We start from the raw sequence: 14,263 nt of genomic DNA, 5'->3' as shown, positions 1-14,263 counted from the left end.
AGTACGCGGGCTTCCGCCCGGCGCACCGAGAGCACGCACCAGACGCCGCGGGGCCGCCCTCCGGGCGACGACAGGAGTTTGACGACAGGCCCTAGGGAACCACCGTCACCGGCCAGCGCCCCGCCTTGACGAGGCGGACCGCCACCGAGCCGACGATCCGGTGGCCCGCCTGCTCGGAGGCGCCGACCACCACCGCGTCCGCCGTCAGCTCCTCCGCCGCGCTCACCAGACCCGCGTAGGGGTCGCCGCGGAAGGTGTGGAACTCCCAGCGCACCTCGTAGATGCCCTTGAGCCGCTCCGCTGATTCCCGGATCTCGGCGACCAGGCCCTCCGCGATCTCCTCGGTCGTCTCCGCCACCGGCGCGCCCAGTGACACCCCGGCCGCCATCACGGGCTGTACGTACACCAGCGCCAGCAGTGCGTTCTGTCGTCTGGCCAGCCCCGCCGCGTAGGCCGCGGCCCGCAGCGAGGACTCCGAGCCGTCGACCCCGGCCAGGATCACCTTCGGGCCGTCGGTACCGCGTTCGAATGCCGTGTTCACGTGCTCCGTCACCCTCCCCACGCTATCCCGCTCGGCGCGCGCACGGACGCCGCCCTCCCTACAGTGCGAACCATGAGTGCCACCGTGGAGGAGACGCGCGGGACCCGGAACCGCTTCCTGAACCGGGTGCCCGACGCATTCGGAGCGTTCTTCGGGACGCTCGGCCTGCTGTGCGCGCTGCTCGCCCTCTCCCCGACGCTGCGGCGGCTCCTGCGGCACGTCGTGCGCTTCCTCGACCTCATCGTCGTCCCGGTCAGCGCGAACCTCGCCTACGCGGTCTTCCTCTTCCTCCTCGCCGCCGCCCTGGGCATGCGCAAGAAGGTCGCCTGGTGGATCGTCATCACCTATTTGGCCCTGCTGGTCCTCGTCGACGTGCTGATCATCGCCGCGGGCGACTACTGGATCGGCGTCCCTTCGATGGCCGTCGGCGTCGCCGCCATGGCCGTGCTGATCGCGGCCCGCCGGGAGTTCTACGCGGCCTCCCGGCCCGGCGCCCTGTGGCGGGCCCTGCTCGTGCTAGGGCTCGGGCTGCTCGCCGCCGTACTGGTCGGCTGGGGGCTCGTCGTCCTCTTCCCCGGCACCCTGCCCAAGGGAGAACGGCTGGACTGGGCCGCCCGTCAGGTCTTCGGCGGCCTCTTCTCCGACCGGCAGTTCGACGGCCGTCCGCCCCGACCGCTGTACTTCCTGCTCGGCCTCTTCGGCGCCCTCGCCCTGCTGAACGCGGCCGCCACCCTCTTCCGCTCCCAGCGCCTGACCGCCGCCCTGCACGGCGACGAGGAGCCGCGCATCCGCGCGCTGCTGGGCGCCTACGGGCGGGGCGACTCCCTCGGCTACTTCGCCACCCGGCGCGACAAGGCCGTCGTCTTCGCCCCCAACGGCAGGGCCGGGGTCACCTACCGCGTCGAGGCCGGGGTCGCCCTGGCCAGCGGCGACCCCGTCGGCGACCCCGCCGCCTGGAGCCCCGCCATCGACGCCTGGCTGGCCGTGGCCCGCCGCTACGGCTGGCAGCCCGCCGTCATGGGTGCCTCCGAGGACGGCGCCAACGCCTACGCCCGCTCCGGTCTCAGCGCCCTCCAACTCGGCGACGAGGCCATCCTGCACGTCGCGCACTTCGACCTCGACGGCCGCGACATGCGCGTCACCCGCCAGGCCGTCAACCGCGTCAAGCGCGCCGGCGCCTCCACCGTCATCCGCCGCCACTCCGCCCTCTCCGAGGAGGAGATGCACACCATCGTCGACCGGGCCGACCGCTGGCGGGACACCGAGACCGAGCGCGGCTTCTCGATGGCCCTGGACCGGCTCGGCGACCCGGCCGACGGGGACTGCCTGCTCGTGGAGGCCTTCGACGCCAAGGGCGAGCTGATCGCCCTGCTCTCCTTCGTCCCCTGGGGCAGGGACGGCATCTCCCTCGACCTGATGCGTCGCGACCGCTCCGCCCCCAACGGGGTCATGGAGTTCATGGTCGCCGAGTTGTGCGCCGCCGCCCCCGGCCTCGGCGTGCGCAGGATCTCCCTCAACTTCGCGGTCTTCCGTTCCGCCTTCGAGGAGGGCGGCCGGATCGGCGCCGGCCCCGTGCTGAAGATGTGGCGCAGGCTGCTGCTCTTCTTCTCCCGCTGGTGGCAGCTGGAGGCCCTGTACCGCTCGAACGTCAAGTACGGACCCGAGTGGTACCCGCGCTTCCTCTGCTACCAGGACGCCGGCTCGCTCGCCCGCGTCAGCCTCGCCTCCGGCATCGCCGAGGGCTTCGTCTCCGTACCCAGCATGCGCACCCTGTGGGGCAACGCCCATCACCGGGGCCTGACCGCCCCCGCCACCACCGAGGGGCTGCCCCCCATCGACTCCCTCGGACTGGAGGCGGTGGGGGAGGAGGCCGACCGCGCCGCGGCGGGCGAGCGGCTGCCCGAGCAGGTCCGCGTACGGCACGCCAAGCTGGACCGCATCCGGGAATCCGGCACCGACCCGTACCCCGTCGGCATCAGGCCCCGTACGCACACGGTGGCCCAGCTGAAAGCCGCGCACCCCGGCCCTCCGGCCGGCGCCCGCACCGGAGAACGGGCCACGCTCGCCGGGCGCGTGATGGTCGTACGGGATCTGGGCGGAGTGGTCTTCGCCGTCCTGCGCGACTGGTCCGGGGACGTGCAACTGATGTTCACCCGTGACGAGACCGGGGCCGACGCACTGGACTCCTTCACCTCCCAGGTCGACTTCGGCGACCACGTCGTCGTCAGCGGCGAGGCGGCCGCCAGCAAGAGCGGCGAGCTCTCCCTCCTCGTCGACTCCTGGCAGCTCACGGGCAAGTGCCTGCGCCCCCTGCCCGACAAGCGCAAGGGCCTCGCCGACCCGGAGGCCCGCGTCCGGCGCCGCTACCTCGACCTCGTCGCGAGCCCCGCGGCGCGCGACGTCGTACGGGCCCGCTCCACCGCCGTCCAGGCGCTGCGGCAGGGACTGCTCGACCGCGGCTACCTGGAGGTCGAGACCCCGATGCTCCAGCAGATCCACGGCGGGGCCAACGCCCGGCCCTTCCGCACCCACATCAACGCCTACGACCTCGACCTCTACCTGCGCATCGCCCCCGAGCTGTACCTGAAGCGGCTCTGCGTGGGCGGCATGGAGAAGGTCTTCGAGATGGGCCGCACCTTCCGCAACGAGGGCGTCTCCTACAAGCACAACCCCGAGTTCACGATGCTGGAGGCGTACCAGGCCTTCGCCGACTACGACGTGATGCTCGACCTCACCCGCGAGCTGATCCAGGGCGCCGCCACCGCCGCCTTCGGCTCGCCCATCGCCCACAAGGCGGGCCCCGACGGCAAGCTCGTCGTCCACGACATCTCGGGACCCTGGCCGGTCAAGACCATGTACGGGGCCATCAGCGACGCACTGGGCGAGGAGGTCGACGCCGACACCGAGGAGCACGTCCTGCGCGGGCTGTGCGACCGGGCGGGCGTACCCCACGCCCCGGAGGACACCCGCGGGGACGTCGTGCTGGAGATGTACGAGCGGCTCGTGGAGGAGCGGACGAAGCTTCCGACCTTCTACAAGGACTTCCCGACCGACGTCTCGCCGCTCACCCGGCAGCACCGCAAGGACCCGAGGCTCGCGGAACGGTGGGACCTCGTCGCCTTCGGCACCGAACTGGGCACCGCCTACTCGGAGCTGACCGACCCCGTCGAGCAGCGGCGCCGGCTCACCGCCCAGTCCCTGCTCGCGGCGGGCGGCGATCCGGAGGCCATGGAACTCGACAACGACTTCCTGGACGCACTGGAGTACGCGATGCCGCCGACCGGCGGTCTGGGCATCGGAGTGGACCGCCTCGTCATGTTCCTGACGGGCCTGACGATCCGCGAGACGCTCCCGTTCCCCCTGGTGCGGCACGGCTGATCGGGTGGCGGGAACGGGGCGCGTCCGCGCCTCTCGACTTCTGCGACGGAGTCGTTGATACGTAGTAGTAATGAAAAATGACGAGCCGACAGTAGGGCGTCGCGCGCTCCTGCGCACCGCCGTCTTCCTCGGAGTCGCCGCCGCGTCCGGACTGCTCACCGGGAACGGCGAAACCGGCGCCCCGGGCGCCGGGACCGGACCGGGTTCCGGACCGGGCGCCCCCGCCCCGCTCGCCGGACCCGGCCCGCACCCGGCCGCGGCGGGGCCGCCCGGCATGCGGGCCCAGGAACTGGCCGAGAAGTCCTACCGGCTGCGCCCCATGACCGCCGAGGCCCCCGTCCGACCGCCGGCCGCCAAACCCGCCGTGCGCACCCGGCCCATCCTCGAACTCCCGGGGGGAAGCGCCACGTCGAACGGCATGGTGCTCACCTTCGACGACGGCCCCGACCCCCGCTACACCCCGGCCATCCTCGACACCCTGGCCCGGTACGGCGTCCGCGCCATGTTCTTCGTCTGCGGGGAGATGGCCACCGACAACCGGGACCTGCTGCGCCGGATGGCCGACGAGGGCCACGTCATCGGCAACCACACCTGGACCCATCCGCTCATTCCCACGCTCGGCCGGCCCGCCCTGGCCTCGGAGATCGGCCGCACGAGCGAGGTCGTGCAGAAGGCCGTCGGCGAGGCCCCGCTCTGGTTCCGGGCGCCCTACGGGGCCTGGAACCGCGCCGCCTTCGAGATCGGGTCCGAACTGGGCATGGAGCCGCTGGCCTGGACGGTCGACACTCTCGACTGGAAGGAGCCAGGGACCACGACCATCGTCTCCCGGGTCCTGCGCGGGGCCGCGCCCGGCGTGATCGTGCTGTCCCACGACGCCGGCGGCAACAGGTCGCAGAGCGTCCAGGCCATCAACTCGTACCTGCCCCAACTGCTCGCCAGGGGCTACCGGATGACCCTGCCGGTGCTGCCGCCCCGCTGAGCCGGGCCGGATCGGGCCCGGCCCGGCGGGATCCGGGCCGGATCGTTGCGGCCCGGCTCGATCCGGGCCCGCGTGTTCCGGCCCGGCTCAGCGGGCCTCCACCATGCGGGCGAAGACCACGACGTTGCCGTCGTAGCCCTGCGCCTTGGAGTAGGAGCCGCCGCACGTGATCACCCGGAGTTCCGGGTGTCCGGTGTCCCCGTACACCCGGGCTCCTGGGAACTGGTCCTTCGAGAACACCTCCACGCCGTACACCTCGAACACCGCGGTGCGCCCGTCGTAGCGCTCCACCTCGATGTGGTTGCCCGGCTTGACCGAACCCAGACCGTAGAAGACGGCCGGGCCCTGCGCGTTGTCCACGTGACCCACGATCACCGCCGAGCCGCGCTGCCCCGGCGAGATGCCGTTGAGGTACCAGCCGGCCAGATTGCGGTCCTGCGGCGGCGGGGCGTCGATCCAGCCCTCCGCGTCCAGCCCGACCGTCATCACCGGCGCGTCCACGTTGATCGTGGGAATGCGGATGCGCTGGACCGACGAGTGCTCCAGCACCTCCATGTCCGCCTGCGGTGTCGGCGGGTTCGCCGGCAGCTGATCGGCCGTCACCGCGACGGCCGAGGCCGCGGTGGGCTGCGGTGGCCCGCCGCCCATGTCCACACCGTTGCGCACCATGGCGAGGCCGGTGAGCATGACGAGGGCGAGTACGCCCCACGGTGAGCGTTTGCGCGACTGCCCTGTCTCGTCCTCGCCCATCGTTCTCCCTTCCCGACGCGGGGGTCCCGACCCGCGTTCCTGTCCCACCCCTGTACGCCCTACTTCACGCACGCTAAGGCCGGGTCGGCGGGACGGCGATCGGTGAAGGGCGAACGGGTGGCGCGGCCCGGAAGGGGCCGGAAGGGGTGCGTCCATCCAGGTAATCGTCACATAAATGCCTGACGGGTCGTGACCTGCGGATCCGTCAGCTACGGCGTTTGCGCTTCGGCGTGTCGCTCAACCGGGCGGCCCAAAGGCGGAAATGCGGAGATTGCGGGCCGACCCGAGGGTTCGATCAGGGAGGCGTTCTCGTCGATCATCCGGGGCCGACGCTCCGGGGCGCTTCCCGCTGGAGGTTCCACCATGCGTGCTTTCCGCGCTCTCACCGTGACGGCGGCGGCCTGCGCCGCGATCGGCCTCAGTACCCCGTTCGCCTTTGCCAACTCTCCGGCGGGTGGCGGCGGGGGCCCCAGCAACATCTCGGTCAACCCGTACTCCGTGCACCAGGGCGCCACGATGCAGGTGAGTGCCTCGGGTTGCCACCGCGGCGGCGTCGTCACCTCGCCCGGGAACTTTCCCGAGGCCCGTCTGTCCGACGGCTCGATCGGGTTCGCCACCGTCCGGATCTTCAACCACGCCTCACCGGGCCCCCACACGCTGTCGGTCCGGTGCAACGACAACAGCCTGGTCGCCACGCACCGCTTCAACATCCTGGAGGGGCGGCCCTCGCAGGGCGGCCTCGGCGGCTCCATCGGGCCGTCCACCGCCGAGACCGCCATCGGCGCGGGCCTCGTCGGCGCCGCGGCGCTCGGTGCGGGCGCCCACGTGGTGCGCCGTCGCCGTCCCTCGCTCCGCGGCCGGGCCTGACCGGCCAACCTCCCCGGTCGTCCCCATCGCCGGTCGCCCCGGGTCCGGGCCAGGGCCCGGGGCGACCGGCGATGGGGAGGGGTCTTCACCCGACCGCGGTCTTCAATGACCCCGGCCGGACCGGCGTCGGCGCAGGGCGAACGCCGTCCCGCCCGCGGCGGCCAGCAGCAGGCCCGCGCCCGCCCCGAGCTCCAGGGGATCCATGCCGGCGACACTGCCGCCGAGGCCGCCGCGGACGGCGCCGACGACTCCGCGGGCGGGAGTGGTCGCCGTCCGCGTGGAACTCGTGGTCGGTCTGGTCGAACCGCCGGAGATCGTCAGATCGGCCGAGCCCGTCTCCCCGTTGCAGGTGAAGGAGACCGAGTACAGGGCCCCGGGCCGGGCGTCCCGGTCCACCGTGACCCGTGCGGTCTGGCCGCGCGCGATGCTGACGGTGTCGAAGACCCCCGACGAGGCGGTGGCGTAGGCGGCGTTGCAGCCGGTGACGGAGAGCACCGTCTGGCCGCCGGGGGCGACCGTCGACGGGGTGATGGTGAAGCCGAACGAAGTGACCTGCCGACCCTCGGCCGCCGTGGCGGCGGGCGCGGCGAGCGCGCCGAGCGCGAGTACGGCGCCCGTGGCGCCGGCGCTCAGCAGGGCTGTCGCGGAGGTACGTATCGCACCCATGGTTGATTCTCCGGATCCCCGAGGAGCAGCCGCGGAACGGTTTCCGCACGTGGGGGGTCGTGCGCCTCGATGTTCGACACGCTAGGTCCGGGTGCGGTGCCCCGCGATCAGGAACGGGCGAATGGGGCATGCCCCTACGCCGAACCGGGGACGGAAGGACCGTCCCCGGTTTGAGGGTGGGCGTGCGGGATCCGGCCGGGCCTCAGCCGCCCAGCCCCAGATGGGAGAACTGCGTCAGGAACGGTTCGGCGGTGGCCGCGACGCCCCGTCCGAAGGGCGCGTCGAAGTCCCAGATGAGGAAGAGCAGGAAGGCGATGAGCGCGCTGAACAGGCCCGCCAGCAGCAGTTCGCGGAACGACCGCCGGATCTGCAGGGTGAAGATCAGCCCCACCGTCACCAGCGCCCCCGCGATCAGCCCGAACCACACCACCCCCGGCATGGTGGCCCCGGCGCTGTCCCCGCGCGAGCTGCGGGCGTCGTCGGCCAGCGCGACCTGGTCGACCAGCGGCTGGTACGCCTGCCCCTCGTGGTCGGTCTTCGGCTCGTAGTCGGTGACGTCCCGGCGGATACGTTCCAGCAACTCCCCGCCGCGGTCGGTGATCTCGCCGCGCTCGGCCATGGCCTTCCACTCCGTGTCGACCACGTAGGTCACGTACGCGTCGACGTCGGCGCGGATCTGCTTGCGCACCTCGGGCGGGTAGACCTCGGAGCGGACGCTGACCTCGTGGAGGGCCTGGGCCTCCTGGCGGACGTACTCCTGGGCGGCCCCGCGACCCTCCCAGACGCCGGCGATCGCCAGACCGAGGACGATGGCGTAGATCACCCCGATCATCATCGTCATGTACTCGATGACGTCCGGGGTCTCGTTCGGATCGTCGTCGTCGCCGATCCTGCGGTGGTTGAAGAAGGTGATGGACAGCACCACGGCGCAGGCCGCTGCCATCGCGAGGGACAGGACGAGCCATTCCGACAAGATGACTCCTGATGGGTCACGGGGTAAGGGCTACCGGGGGCGCAGCGCGACGATCGCGAGCACCGCGGGAGCCGCGGTCATCAAGGTGAAGGTCACCGGGGAGATGTGGTGCTCCGCCGGTTTGCGGGCCTGAGCGCGGTACGCCGGTCGGGCCACCGGTTTGGCCGCCACGGGCACGGGCGCCTTGACGACCGGCGCCGGCGGGGGCGGCTCGGGCGGGACCGGTTTCGCCACCGGCTTCGGCGCGGGCTTCGGGGCCGGAGGCGGCGCGGGTTCGGGCGGCGGGGCCGGCTGGGGAGGCGGCGGCGCGGGTTTGGGCGGCGTGGGCTTCGGCGTGGGCTTTGGCGGCGGGGTGGGCTTGGGCGTCGGCGTGGGCTTCGGCGGACACGGCGGGGGAGGCGGGGGCGGGCAGTGGTGCCCGCCGTGGTGGCCCTTGCCACGGCCCTTTTCGTGACCGTTGCCGCGCCCCTTGTCGTCCCGGTCGCCGCCCTGGTCGGCGTGATGTCCGCCACCCGGGCCAGCTCCGCGGCCGCTGCCGCCGGCCACCGCGACCGCCGTGGTCACACCCGCGGCGGAGCCGCTCCCGGTCGTGGCGTAGGCGCAGCTATCGGCCACGGCGGGCGTGATGGACGCGCAGGACAACGCCGCCCACAGCAGTGCCGGGACCGCGAGCGTGCGCCTGGCTAAGGCTTTGTTCACCCGGGGATCATGGGGCCGGGCGTGCCCCCGTACGCCCGGCCCCGTCCCCGGTTCGCCTGAACGGGTGGAGCATCGACCCGGGAGGTTTGAGCCAATCATCGACCGTGTCGGATCGCGGACCGGTCAATTCCCATAGGGGATTTGTCGGTATCGATCACCCAGTGGGTGCCGTCCGGCACGTGACTTTGGTGTGTGACGAAGAACGGATCGCCAATTTCCGCTTTTGCTCGCCGTGTTGGCCAATGATCAGTACATTCGGCTCGGACAGAGTCCGGTCCCCGGAGGGGCCGCCGCGGAACAAGGCTTGGAGATCCGATGGAGCGCCCCGCCTGGGCCCCGCCGGGCATCGACATATCGGTGCCCAGTGTGTCCCGTATCTACGATTACTACCTGGGCGGCTCCCACAATTTCGAGGTCGACCGCGAGGCCGCCCGCCGGGCCATGGAATTCATCCCGGGCCTGCCCAAGATCATGCAGGCGAACCGGGCATTCATGCGCCGCACCGTCCGCCACGCGGTCGCCGAGGGCGTCACCCAGTTCCTCGACATCGGTTCCGGCATCCCCACCTTCGGCAATGTCCACGAGATCGCCCGGGCCGCCAGCCCGGAGGCGCGCGTGGTCTACGTGGACCACGACCCCGTGGCCGTGGCGCACAGCCGGGCCGTCCTCGGGGACGACCGGCAGACGGACGTCGTCACCGCCGACCTGCGCAAGCCCAAGGACATCCTGGCCGCGCCCGAAGTCGCGCGACTGCTCGACCTCGACCGGCCCGTGGCACTGCTCCTCGTCGCCGTCCTGCACTTCCTGGAGGACGCGGACGAGCCGTACGAAGCCGTGGCCGAACTGCGGGACGCGCTGGCCCCCGGCAGCCTGCTGATCCTCACGCACGCCTCGTTCGAGGGGATCCCGGTCGCGGAGGAGGTGGCCGGCGGGGCCGTCGGCGTGTACCGGGACATCCGCAACCCGCTCGTCATGCGCAGCGGCGAGCGGATCCGCGCCTTCTTCGACGGGTTCGAGATGGTGGAGCCGGGCCTGGTCTCCATGCCCGACTGGCGGCCGGACCGCGTCGAAGGCGACACGGAGGGCGAGGTGCCCGAGGACCCGTACGCCTTCTCGGGCTTCGGCGGTGTGGGGCGCAAGACGTGAGACTTCCCGTACAGATGTCGGCCCCGCGGCAGCCGGGCGCGCCGGTCCCCGAGCCCGGTGCGTCCGCGACCGCGTCCGGCATGCCCGCCGGCGAGCCGGCGGAGCCTCCCGCGGCCGTGACCCCGGACGGGGCCGGTTCGAGATCGGCCGGAACGAGGGCGGCCGGCTCGGGAGCCGCCGCCCCCGGGGCGTCCCCGAAAGGCGGCCTGGAGGACCGGATCGCGCGCTTCGCGACCATCTGGGGCCGGGCGATCTTCCCGGTCACCGCGACCTCCCTGACCCGCCCCGAGTTCGAACGGCATCTCGTGCCGCTCACCCGCACCCTCACCGAGGCCCTGCACGCCCGCGCCTTCGACGCCTCGGCCGCCCAGCGGGTGGGGGCCGAACTCGTGGCCGTGCACTGCACCGACCCGGAGGCCCTGGCCGGCACCCTCGGCGTCATCGAGTCCTACCTGGTGCTCTACTGCGGCGGAGCCGACGGGGCCGGTGGTTCCACGGAGGAGTGCCGGGCCCGCTGCGCCCGGCTCCAGCACGGGGTCGCCGCCGGATACGCCCGTGCCCTGCGCGAACGCACCCTCAGGGAGCAGGAGTCCATCGCCCGTTCCACGCTGACGGCACGCACCGACGCCCAGGATGCCCTGCACGCCAGCGAGGCGCGCTTCCGGGCGGTCTTCGAGGGCGCGGCCGTCGGCATCGGCATCGCCGACCTCGAAGGGAACATCCTGGAGGTCAACGACGCGCTACTGGAGATGTTCGGCGGCATGGAAGGCCACGTCCGCGGCCGGAAGGTCACCGAATGGGGCCACCCCGACGACACCCCGCACGTATGGCGGATGCACGGGGAGCTGGTGCGCGGCGAGCGCGAGAGCTTCCGCGTGGAGAAGCCGTACTACCGGCACGACGGGACCGTGCTGTGGACCAATCTGACGGTGTCGCTGCTGCGCGACGCCGCGGGGGAGCCGCAGTACCAGTTGGCGCTGATGGAGGACACCACCGAACGCCGGCTGCTGAACCTGCGCCTGCGCTACGAGGCCACCCACGACGCCCTGACCGGACTCCCCAACCGGACGTTGTTCTTCGAACGGCTGGAGAAGGCCCTGGGCGGCTCCGGCGGCGACCGCTTCGGGCTGTGCTACCTGGACCTGGACGGCTTCAAGGCGGTCAACGACAGCCTCGGCCATTCGGCGGGGGACCGACTGCTGGTGGAGGTCGCGGACCGGTTGCAGAGCTGCGCCACCGGCCCCGGCGAGGTCGTCGCCCGGCTCGGCGGCGACGAGTTCGTGGCCCTGACCACCGGCTGTGACACCGAGCAGAAGGTCACCGACCTCGCGGTCCGTATCCTGTCCGCCCTGTCCACGCCGATCCGGCTGGAGGGCCGCGAGCTGACCGTCCGAGGCAGCATCGGCATCGTCGAGGGCAGCGTGAAGGAGCGCACCGCGGCGGAGGTACTGCGCAGCGCCGACATCACCATGTACCGGGCGAAGGCCGCCGGCGGCAACCGCTTCGAGTTCGCCGACGCGGAGGCCGATGCCCGCGCCATCACCCGGCACGGACTGACCAACGCCCTGCCCGCCGCACTGGAGCGCGGGGAGTTCTTCATCGAGTACCAGCCGCTGGTCCACATGCACGACGGCACCGTGCACGGTGCCGAGGCACTGGTGCGCTGGTCGCACCCGCAGTACGGGGTGCTGGGACCGGACCGCTTCATCCCGCTCGCCGAACGCACGGGCCTGATCGTGCCGCTCGGCCGCTGGGTCCTGGAAGAGTCCGTCCGGCAGGCCCGCAACTGGCAGTCCAAGCACGGCGGCGCCTCCCTGCGGATCAACGTCAACCTCTCGCCGACGCAGCTGCACCACCCCGGACTGGTCGCCGACACCGTGGCGGTTCTGGAGAAGTCCGGCCTCGCCCCCGGCGCGCTGTGCCTGGAGGTGACCGAATCGGCCCTCATAGGAGCCGACGACGAACTCCTCGAACCACTGCGCCGGCTCGCCGCGCTGGGCGTGGACATCGCGCTCGACGACTTCGGCACCGGCTACTCGAACCTGGCCAATCTGCGCCGCCTCCCCGTCAGCGTCCTGAAGCTGGACCGGTCCTTCACGAAGGGGATGCAGCAGAGCCCCGCCAACCCCGTCGACGTCAAGATCGTGGAGGGCATCGTCGCCCTCGCCCACAGCCTCGAACTCGCCGTGACCGTGGAAGGCGTGGAGACCGGAGCCCAGGCCGCCCAGCTGCGCGCCCTCGGCTGCGACACCGCCCAGGGCTGGTACTACGCCCGCCCCGGCGCCCCCGACCGCATCCACACCCTCTCCCTCTCGGACGCCGTGCCCTCCTCTCCCTGACGCCGGCCGGGGCGGTCGGCGTCAGGGGCGCCCGGGGAGCCAGGGGCGGCAGGGTCAGTCCATGCCCGCCTCGGTGCCGCGGCCGGGCTCGCGGATCGCGACCCGCACCCGCTCGTGCCGCTCGGCGGTGTCGGCCAGTACGCGGGCGGCAGCCGGGAGCCGCTCGGCCTCGTAGGCATCGAGCACCCCGTCCGTCGCCGGGCCGGCGAGGGCGTCGAGCAGGGTCCGGCCGAGGGCAGCCGCGTCCTGTATCCCGGTGTTCATGCCCAGGCCGCCGGCTATGGGGTGCACGTGCGCGGCGTCCCCCGCGAGGAATATCCGGCCCTCGCGGATCCGGGTGGCCATGCGGATGTTGACCCGCCAGGCCGAGAGCCAGGTGGGATCCGCCAGGCGGATCCCGGGGACCCGGGCATGCCGGTCGAAGAGCCTTTGGAAACTCTCCAGCGAGGGCGGCAGCGCCTCGCCGCTCTCGTCGAGCTCCGGTGAGGCTTGGAGCTGGAAGGAATCCGTCCCCGGCATCGGGCACAGGAGTATCCCGCCGCCCTCCGAGGTGAACCACTGGTGCCAGTACGCGCGGCTCAGCCCGGGCGCCCGCACGTCCCCCAACACCATCGTCTCCGTCTCCTCCGTGCGTCCCTCGAAGGGGATCCCGAGGAGCCTGCGCACGGAGCTGTGCCCGCCGTCGCAACCTGCGGCGTACCCGGCACGGACCGAACGACCGTCCGCGAGCCGGGCGGTGACCCCCGCCCGGTCCTGGGCGATCTCCGTGACCCGTGCTTCGTACTCGACCGTGACGCCGAGGTCGGCGAGGCGCCGGCGAAGCGCCTCCTCCACCTGCCACTGGCCGATGAGGATGCCGTCACCGCCGCTCGGTGTGTCGTTGACGTGCTCGCCGTCGAAGTACTTGCGCAGGACCACGCCCCGGGTTCCGACGGCCTCCAGCGGGTCGGCCGCACCGAGCCCGGCGAGCACCTTCAGGCTGTCCGGGGTCAGGCCCTTGCCCCGGGACTCGCGATGGGGCCCGGTGCGCGCCTCGAGCACGCGGACGGCGGCGCCGCCCGAGGCAAGTTCGCAGGCCAGGGCGAGCCCGGTGGGGCCGGAGCCCACGATCAGTACGTCGGTCATCGGAGTGTCCTCTCGTCGCTTCACGGTCGTCTCAGGTCGTCGATGAATCAAGGAAAGCGCAACCGAGGCAGAAATGCAACCGGGTAACGAAATTAACCGAGTCATGATTTCGTGCTACGCTGGAGGCATGGAGAACACGACGGGTCCGCGCACCGGTCTGCGCGAGAGCAAGAAGCTGCGTACGCGCCGCCAGCTGGCCGCCACCGCGCTCGAACTCTTCCTCGAGCGCGGCTTCGACGCCGTGTCGGTGGCCGATGTCGCCGCCGCGGCCGAGGTCTCCAAGCCCACCCTGTTCCGGTACTTCCCGAGCAAGGAGGACCTGGTCCTGGACCGGTTCGCCGACCATCAGGACGAGGTGGCGCGCATCGTGCGCGAGCGCCCGGCCGGCCTGACCCCGGTCGGGGCGGTCCGCGAGCACTTCCTGGCGGCCCTCGCCGAGCGGGACCCGATCACCGGGCTGTGCGACCACCCGAACGTCCTCGCCTTCCAGGGGCTGCTGTACTCCACCGCCGGCCTGCAGGCCCGGATCGCCCACTACACGGCGCGTGAGGTGGAGCTGCTCGCGGCGGTCCTGGAGGCGGAGTCGGTCCCCGCGTTCAGCGCCCGGCTGGCGGCCCTGCACCTGGTGACCGTCCGCCACGAGCTGGGCCGGGAGAACTGGCGCAGGCTCTCGGCCGGCCAGAGCGCCGACGACGCCCATCCGGCCGCCGTCGCCGAGGCCGACCGCGCCTTCGCCATGCTGGCGGACGGGCTCGACCGGACCCTCGGGCCGCTCATACCCTCCTGACGGCGGTCGACAG

At 72.3% G+C, this 14,263-nt stretch carries 12 protein-coding genes; 6 read left to right on the top strand and 6 right to left on the bottom strand.

Features of this window, described 5'->3' with window-relative positions; genetic code table 11:
• Window positions 1–91: 91 nt before the first annotated feature.
• Window positions 92–553, bottom strand: coding sequence for a universal stress protein (locus tag ACFYZL_RS32515; RefSeq protein ID WP_388683963.1), 462 nt, complete (start codon window positions 551–553; stop codon window positions 92–94).
• Between the two features lie 60 nt (window positions 554–613).
• Between ACFYZL_RS32515 and lysX the strand changes: the two genes are divergently transcribed.
• Entirely contained in the window at window positions 614–3,919 is a 3,306-nt protein-coding gene (gene lysX / locus ACFYZL_RS32510) for a bifunctional lysylphosphatidylglycerol synthetase/lysine--tRNA ligase LysX (protein ID WP_388683961.1), read from the top strand.
• A gap of 70 nt (window positions 3,920–3,989) precedes the next feature.
• Complete coding sequence (locus ACFYZL_RS32505) at window positions 3,990–4,898, top strand: polysaccharide deacetylase family protein (protein WP_384758740.1); 909 nt, start codon at window positions 3,990–3,992, stop codon at window positions 4,896–4,898.
• 87 nt (window positions 4,899–4,985) lie between these two features.
• Here the strand turns inward: ACFYZL_RS32505 and ACFYZL_RS32500 are convergent, their stop codons facing one another.
• Window positions 4,986–5,648: a class F sortase gene (locus tag ACFYZL_RS32500; RefSeq protein ID WP_388683957.1), complete on the bottom strand. Its 663-nt coding sequence runs from the start codon at window positions 5,646–5,648 to the stop codon at window positions 4,986–4,988.
• A gap of 363 nt (window positions 5,649–6,011) precedes the next feature.
• On the opposite strand from ACFYZL_RS32500, the gene ACFYZL_RS32495 reads away from it, so the two are divergent.
• Window positions 6,012–6,515 carry a hypothetical protein gene (locus ACFYZL_RS32495; protein WP_384759339.1) on the top strand — a complete coding sequence of 168 codons (504 nt, stop codon included), beginning with the start codon at window positions 6,012–6,014 and terminating at the stop codon, window positions 6,513–6,515.
• A 102-nt stretch (window positions 6,516–6,617) separates the two neighbouring features.
• Here ACFYZL_RS32495 and ACFYZL_RS32490 read toward each other — a convergent pair whose 3' ends face one another.
• The 3 genes from ACFYZL_RS32490 to ACFYZL_RS32480 form a co-directional block, all read right to left on the bottom strand.
• On the bottom strand, window positions 6,618–7,181 hold the full coding sequence (locus ACFYZL_RS32490; protein ID WP_388683955.1) for a hypothetical protein: 564 nt from the start codon (window positions 7,179–7,181) through the stop codon (window positions 6,618–6,620).
• A 202-nt stretch (window positions 7,182–7,383) separates the two neighbouring features.
• Window positions 7,384–8,154, bottom strand: coding sequence for a hypothetical protein (locus tag ACFYZL_RS32485; RefSeq protein ID WP_388683952.1), 771 nt, complete (start codon window positions 8,152–8,154; stop codon window positions 7,384–7,386).
• A gap of 30 nt (window positions 8,155–8,184) precedes the next feature.
• A complete protein-coding gene (locus ACFYZL_RS32480) occupies window positions 8,185–8,853 on the bottom strand; it encodes a hypothetical protein (protein WP_388683950.1) in 669 nt (222 codons plus the stop codon).
• Window positions 8,854–9,168: 315 nt separating this feature from the next.
• Here ACFYZL_RS32480 and ACFYZL_RS32475 point away from each other — a divergent pair, with 315 nt between their 5' ends.
• Together ACFYZL_RS32475 and ACFYZL_RS32470 are read left to right on the top strand one after the other, a co-directional pair.
• Entirely contained in the window at window positions 9,169–9,999 is an 831-nt protein-coding gene (locus ACFYZL_RS32475; protein ID WP_384745404.1) for an SAM-dependent methyltransferase, read from the top strand.
• Between the two features lie 80 nt (window positions 10,000–10,079).
• On the top strand, window positions 10,080–12,338 hold the full coding sequence (locus tag ACFYZL_RS32470) for a putative bifunctional diguanylate cyclase/phosphodiesterase (protein ID WP_384745413.1): 2,259 nt from the start codon (window positions 10,080–10,082) through the stop codon (window positions 12,336–12,338).
• A 54-nt stretch (window positions 12,339–12,392) separates the two neighbouring features.
• Here the strand turns inward: ACFYZL_RS32470 and ACFYZL_RS32465 are convergent, their stop codons facing one another.
• Window positions 12,393–13,463, bottom strand: a complete 1,071-nt coding sequence (locus ACFYZL_RS32465; RefSeq protein WP_388683947.1) for an FAD-dependent monooxygenase — start codon at window positions 13,461–13,463, stop codon at window positions 12,393–12,395.
• Window positions 13,464–13,590: 127 nt separating this feature from the next.
• Here ACFYZL_RS32465 and ACFYZL_RS32460 point away from each other — a divergent pair, with 127 nt between their 5' ends.
• Window positions 13,591–14,250, top strand: a complete 660-nt coding sequence (locus ACFYZL_RS32460; RefSeq protein WP_388683945.1) for a TetR/AcrR family transcriptional regulator — start codon at window positions 13,591–13,593, stop codon at window positions 14,248–14,250.
• Window positions 14,251–14,263: the final 13 nt, after the last annotated feature.

This window comes from Streptomyces sp. NPDC001717, from assembly GCF_042892775.1.
Taxonomy (GTDB): domain Bacteria; phylum Actinomycetota; class Actinomycetes; order Streptomycetales; family Streptomycetaceae; genus Streptomyces.
The sequence above is the reverse complement of the archived record's forward strand: the minus strand, read 5'-3'. Positions and strand labels throughout refer to the sequence as shown.

Excerpts from the sequence above, each read along its gene's own strand:
- lysX (WP_388683961.1), top strand. The coding sequence starts at position 614 with ATGAGTGCCACCGTGGAGGAGACGCGCGGGACCCGGAACCGCTTCCTG.
- ACFYZL_RS32505 (WP_384758740.1), top strand. The coding sequence starts at position 3,990 with ATGAAAAATGACGAGCCGACAGTAGGGCGTCGCGCGCTCCTGCGCACC.
- ACFYZL_RS32500 (WP_388683957.1), bottom strand. The coding sequence starts at position 5,648 with ATGGGCGAGGACGAGACAGGGCAGTCGCGCAAACGCTCACCGTGGGGC.
- ACFYZL_RS32495 (WP_384759339.1), top strand. The coding sequence starts at position 6,012 with ATGCGTGCTTTCCGCGCTCTCACCGTGACGGCGGCGGCCTGCGCCGCG.
- ACFYZL_RS32490 (WP_388683955.1), bottom strand. The coding sequence starts at position 7,181 with ATGGGTGCGATACGTACCTCCGCGACAGCCCTGCTGAGCGCCGGCGCC.
- ACFYZL_RS32475 (WP_384745404.1), top strand. The coding sequence starts at position 9,169 with ATGGAGCGCCCCGCCTGGGCCCCGCCGGGCATCGACATATCGGTGCCC.
- ACFYZL_RS32470 (WP_384745413.1), top strand. The coding sequence starts at position 10,080 with ATGCCCGCCGGCGAGCCGGCGGAGCCTCCCGCGGCCGTGACCCCGGAC.
- ACFYZL_RS32465 (WP_388683947.1), bottom strand. The coding sequence starts at position 13,463 with ATGACCGACGTACTGATCGTGGGCTCCGGCCCCACCGGGCTCGCCCTG.
- ACFYZL_RS32460 (WP_388683945.1), top strand. The coding sequence starts at position 13,591 with ATGGAGAACACGACGGGTCCGCGCACCGGTCTGCGCGAGAGCAAGAAG.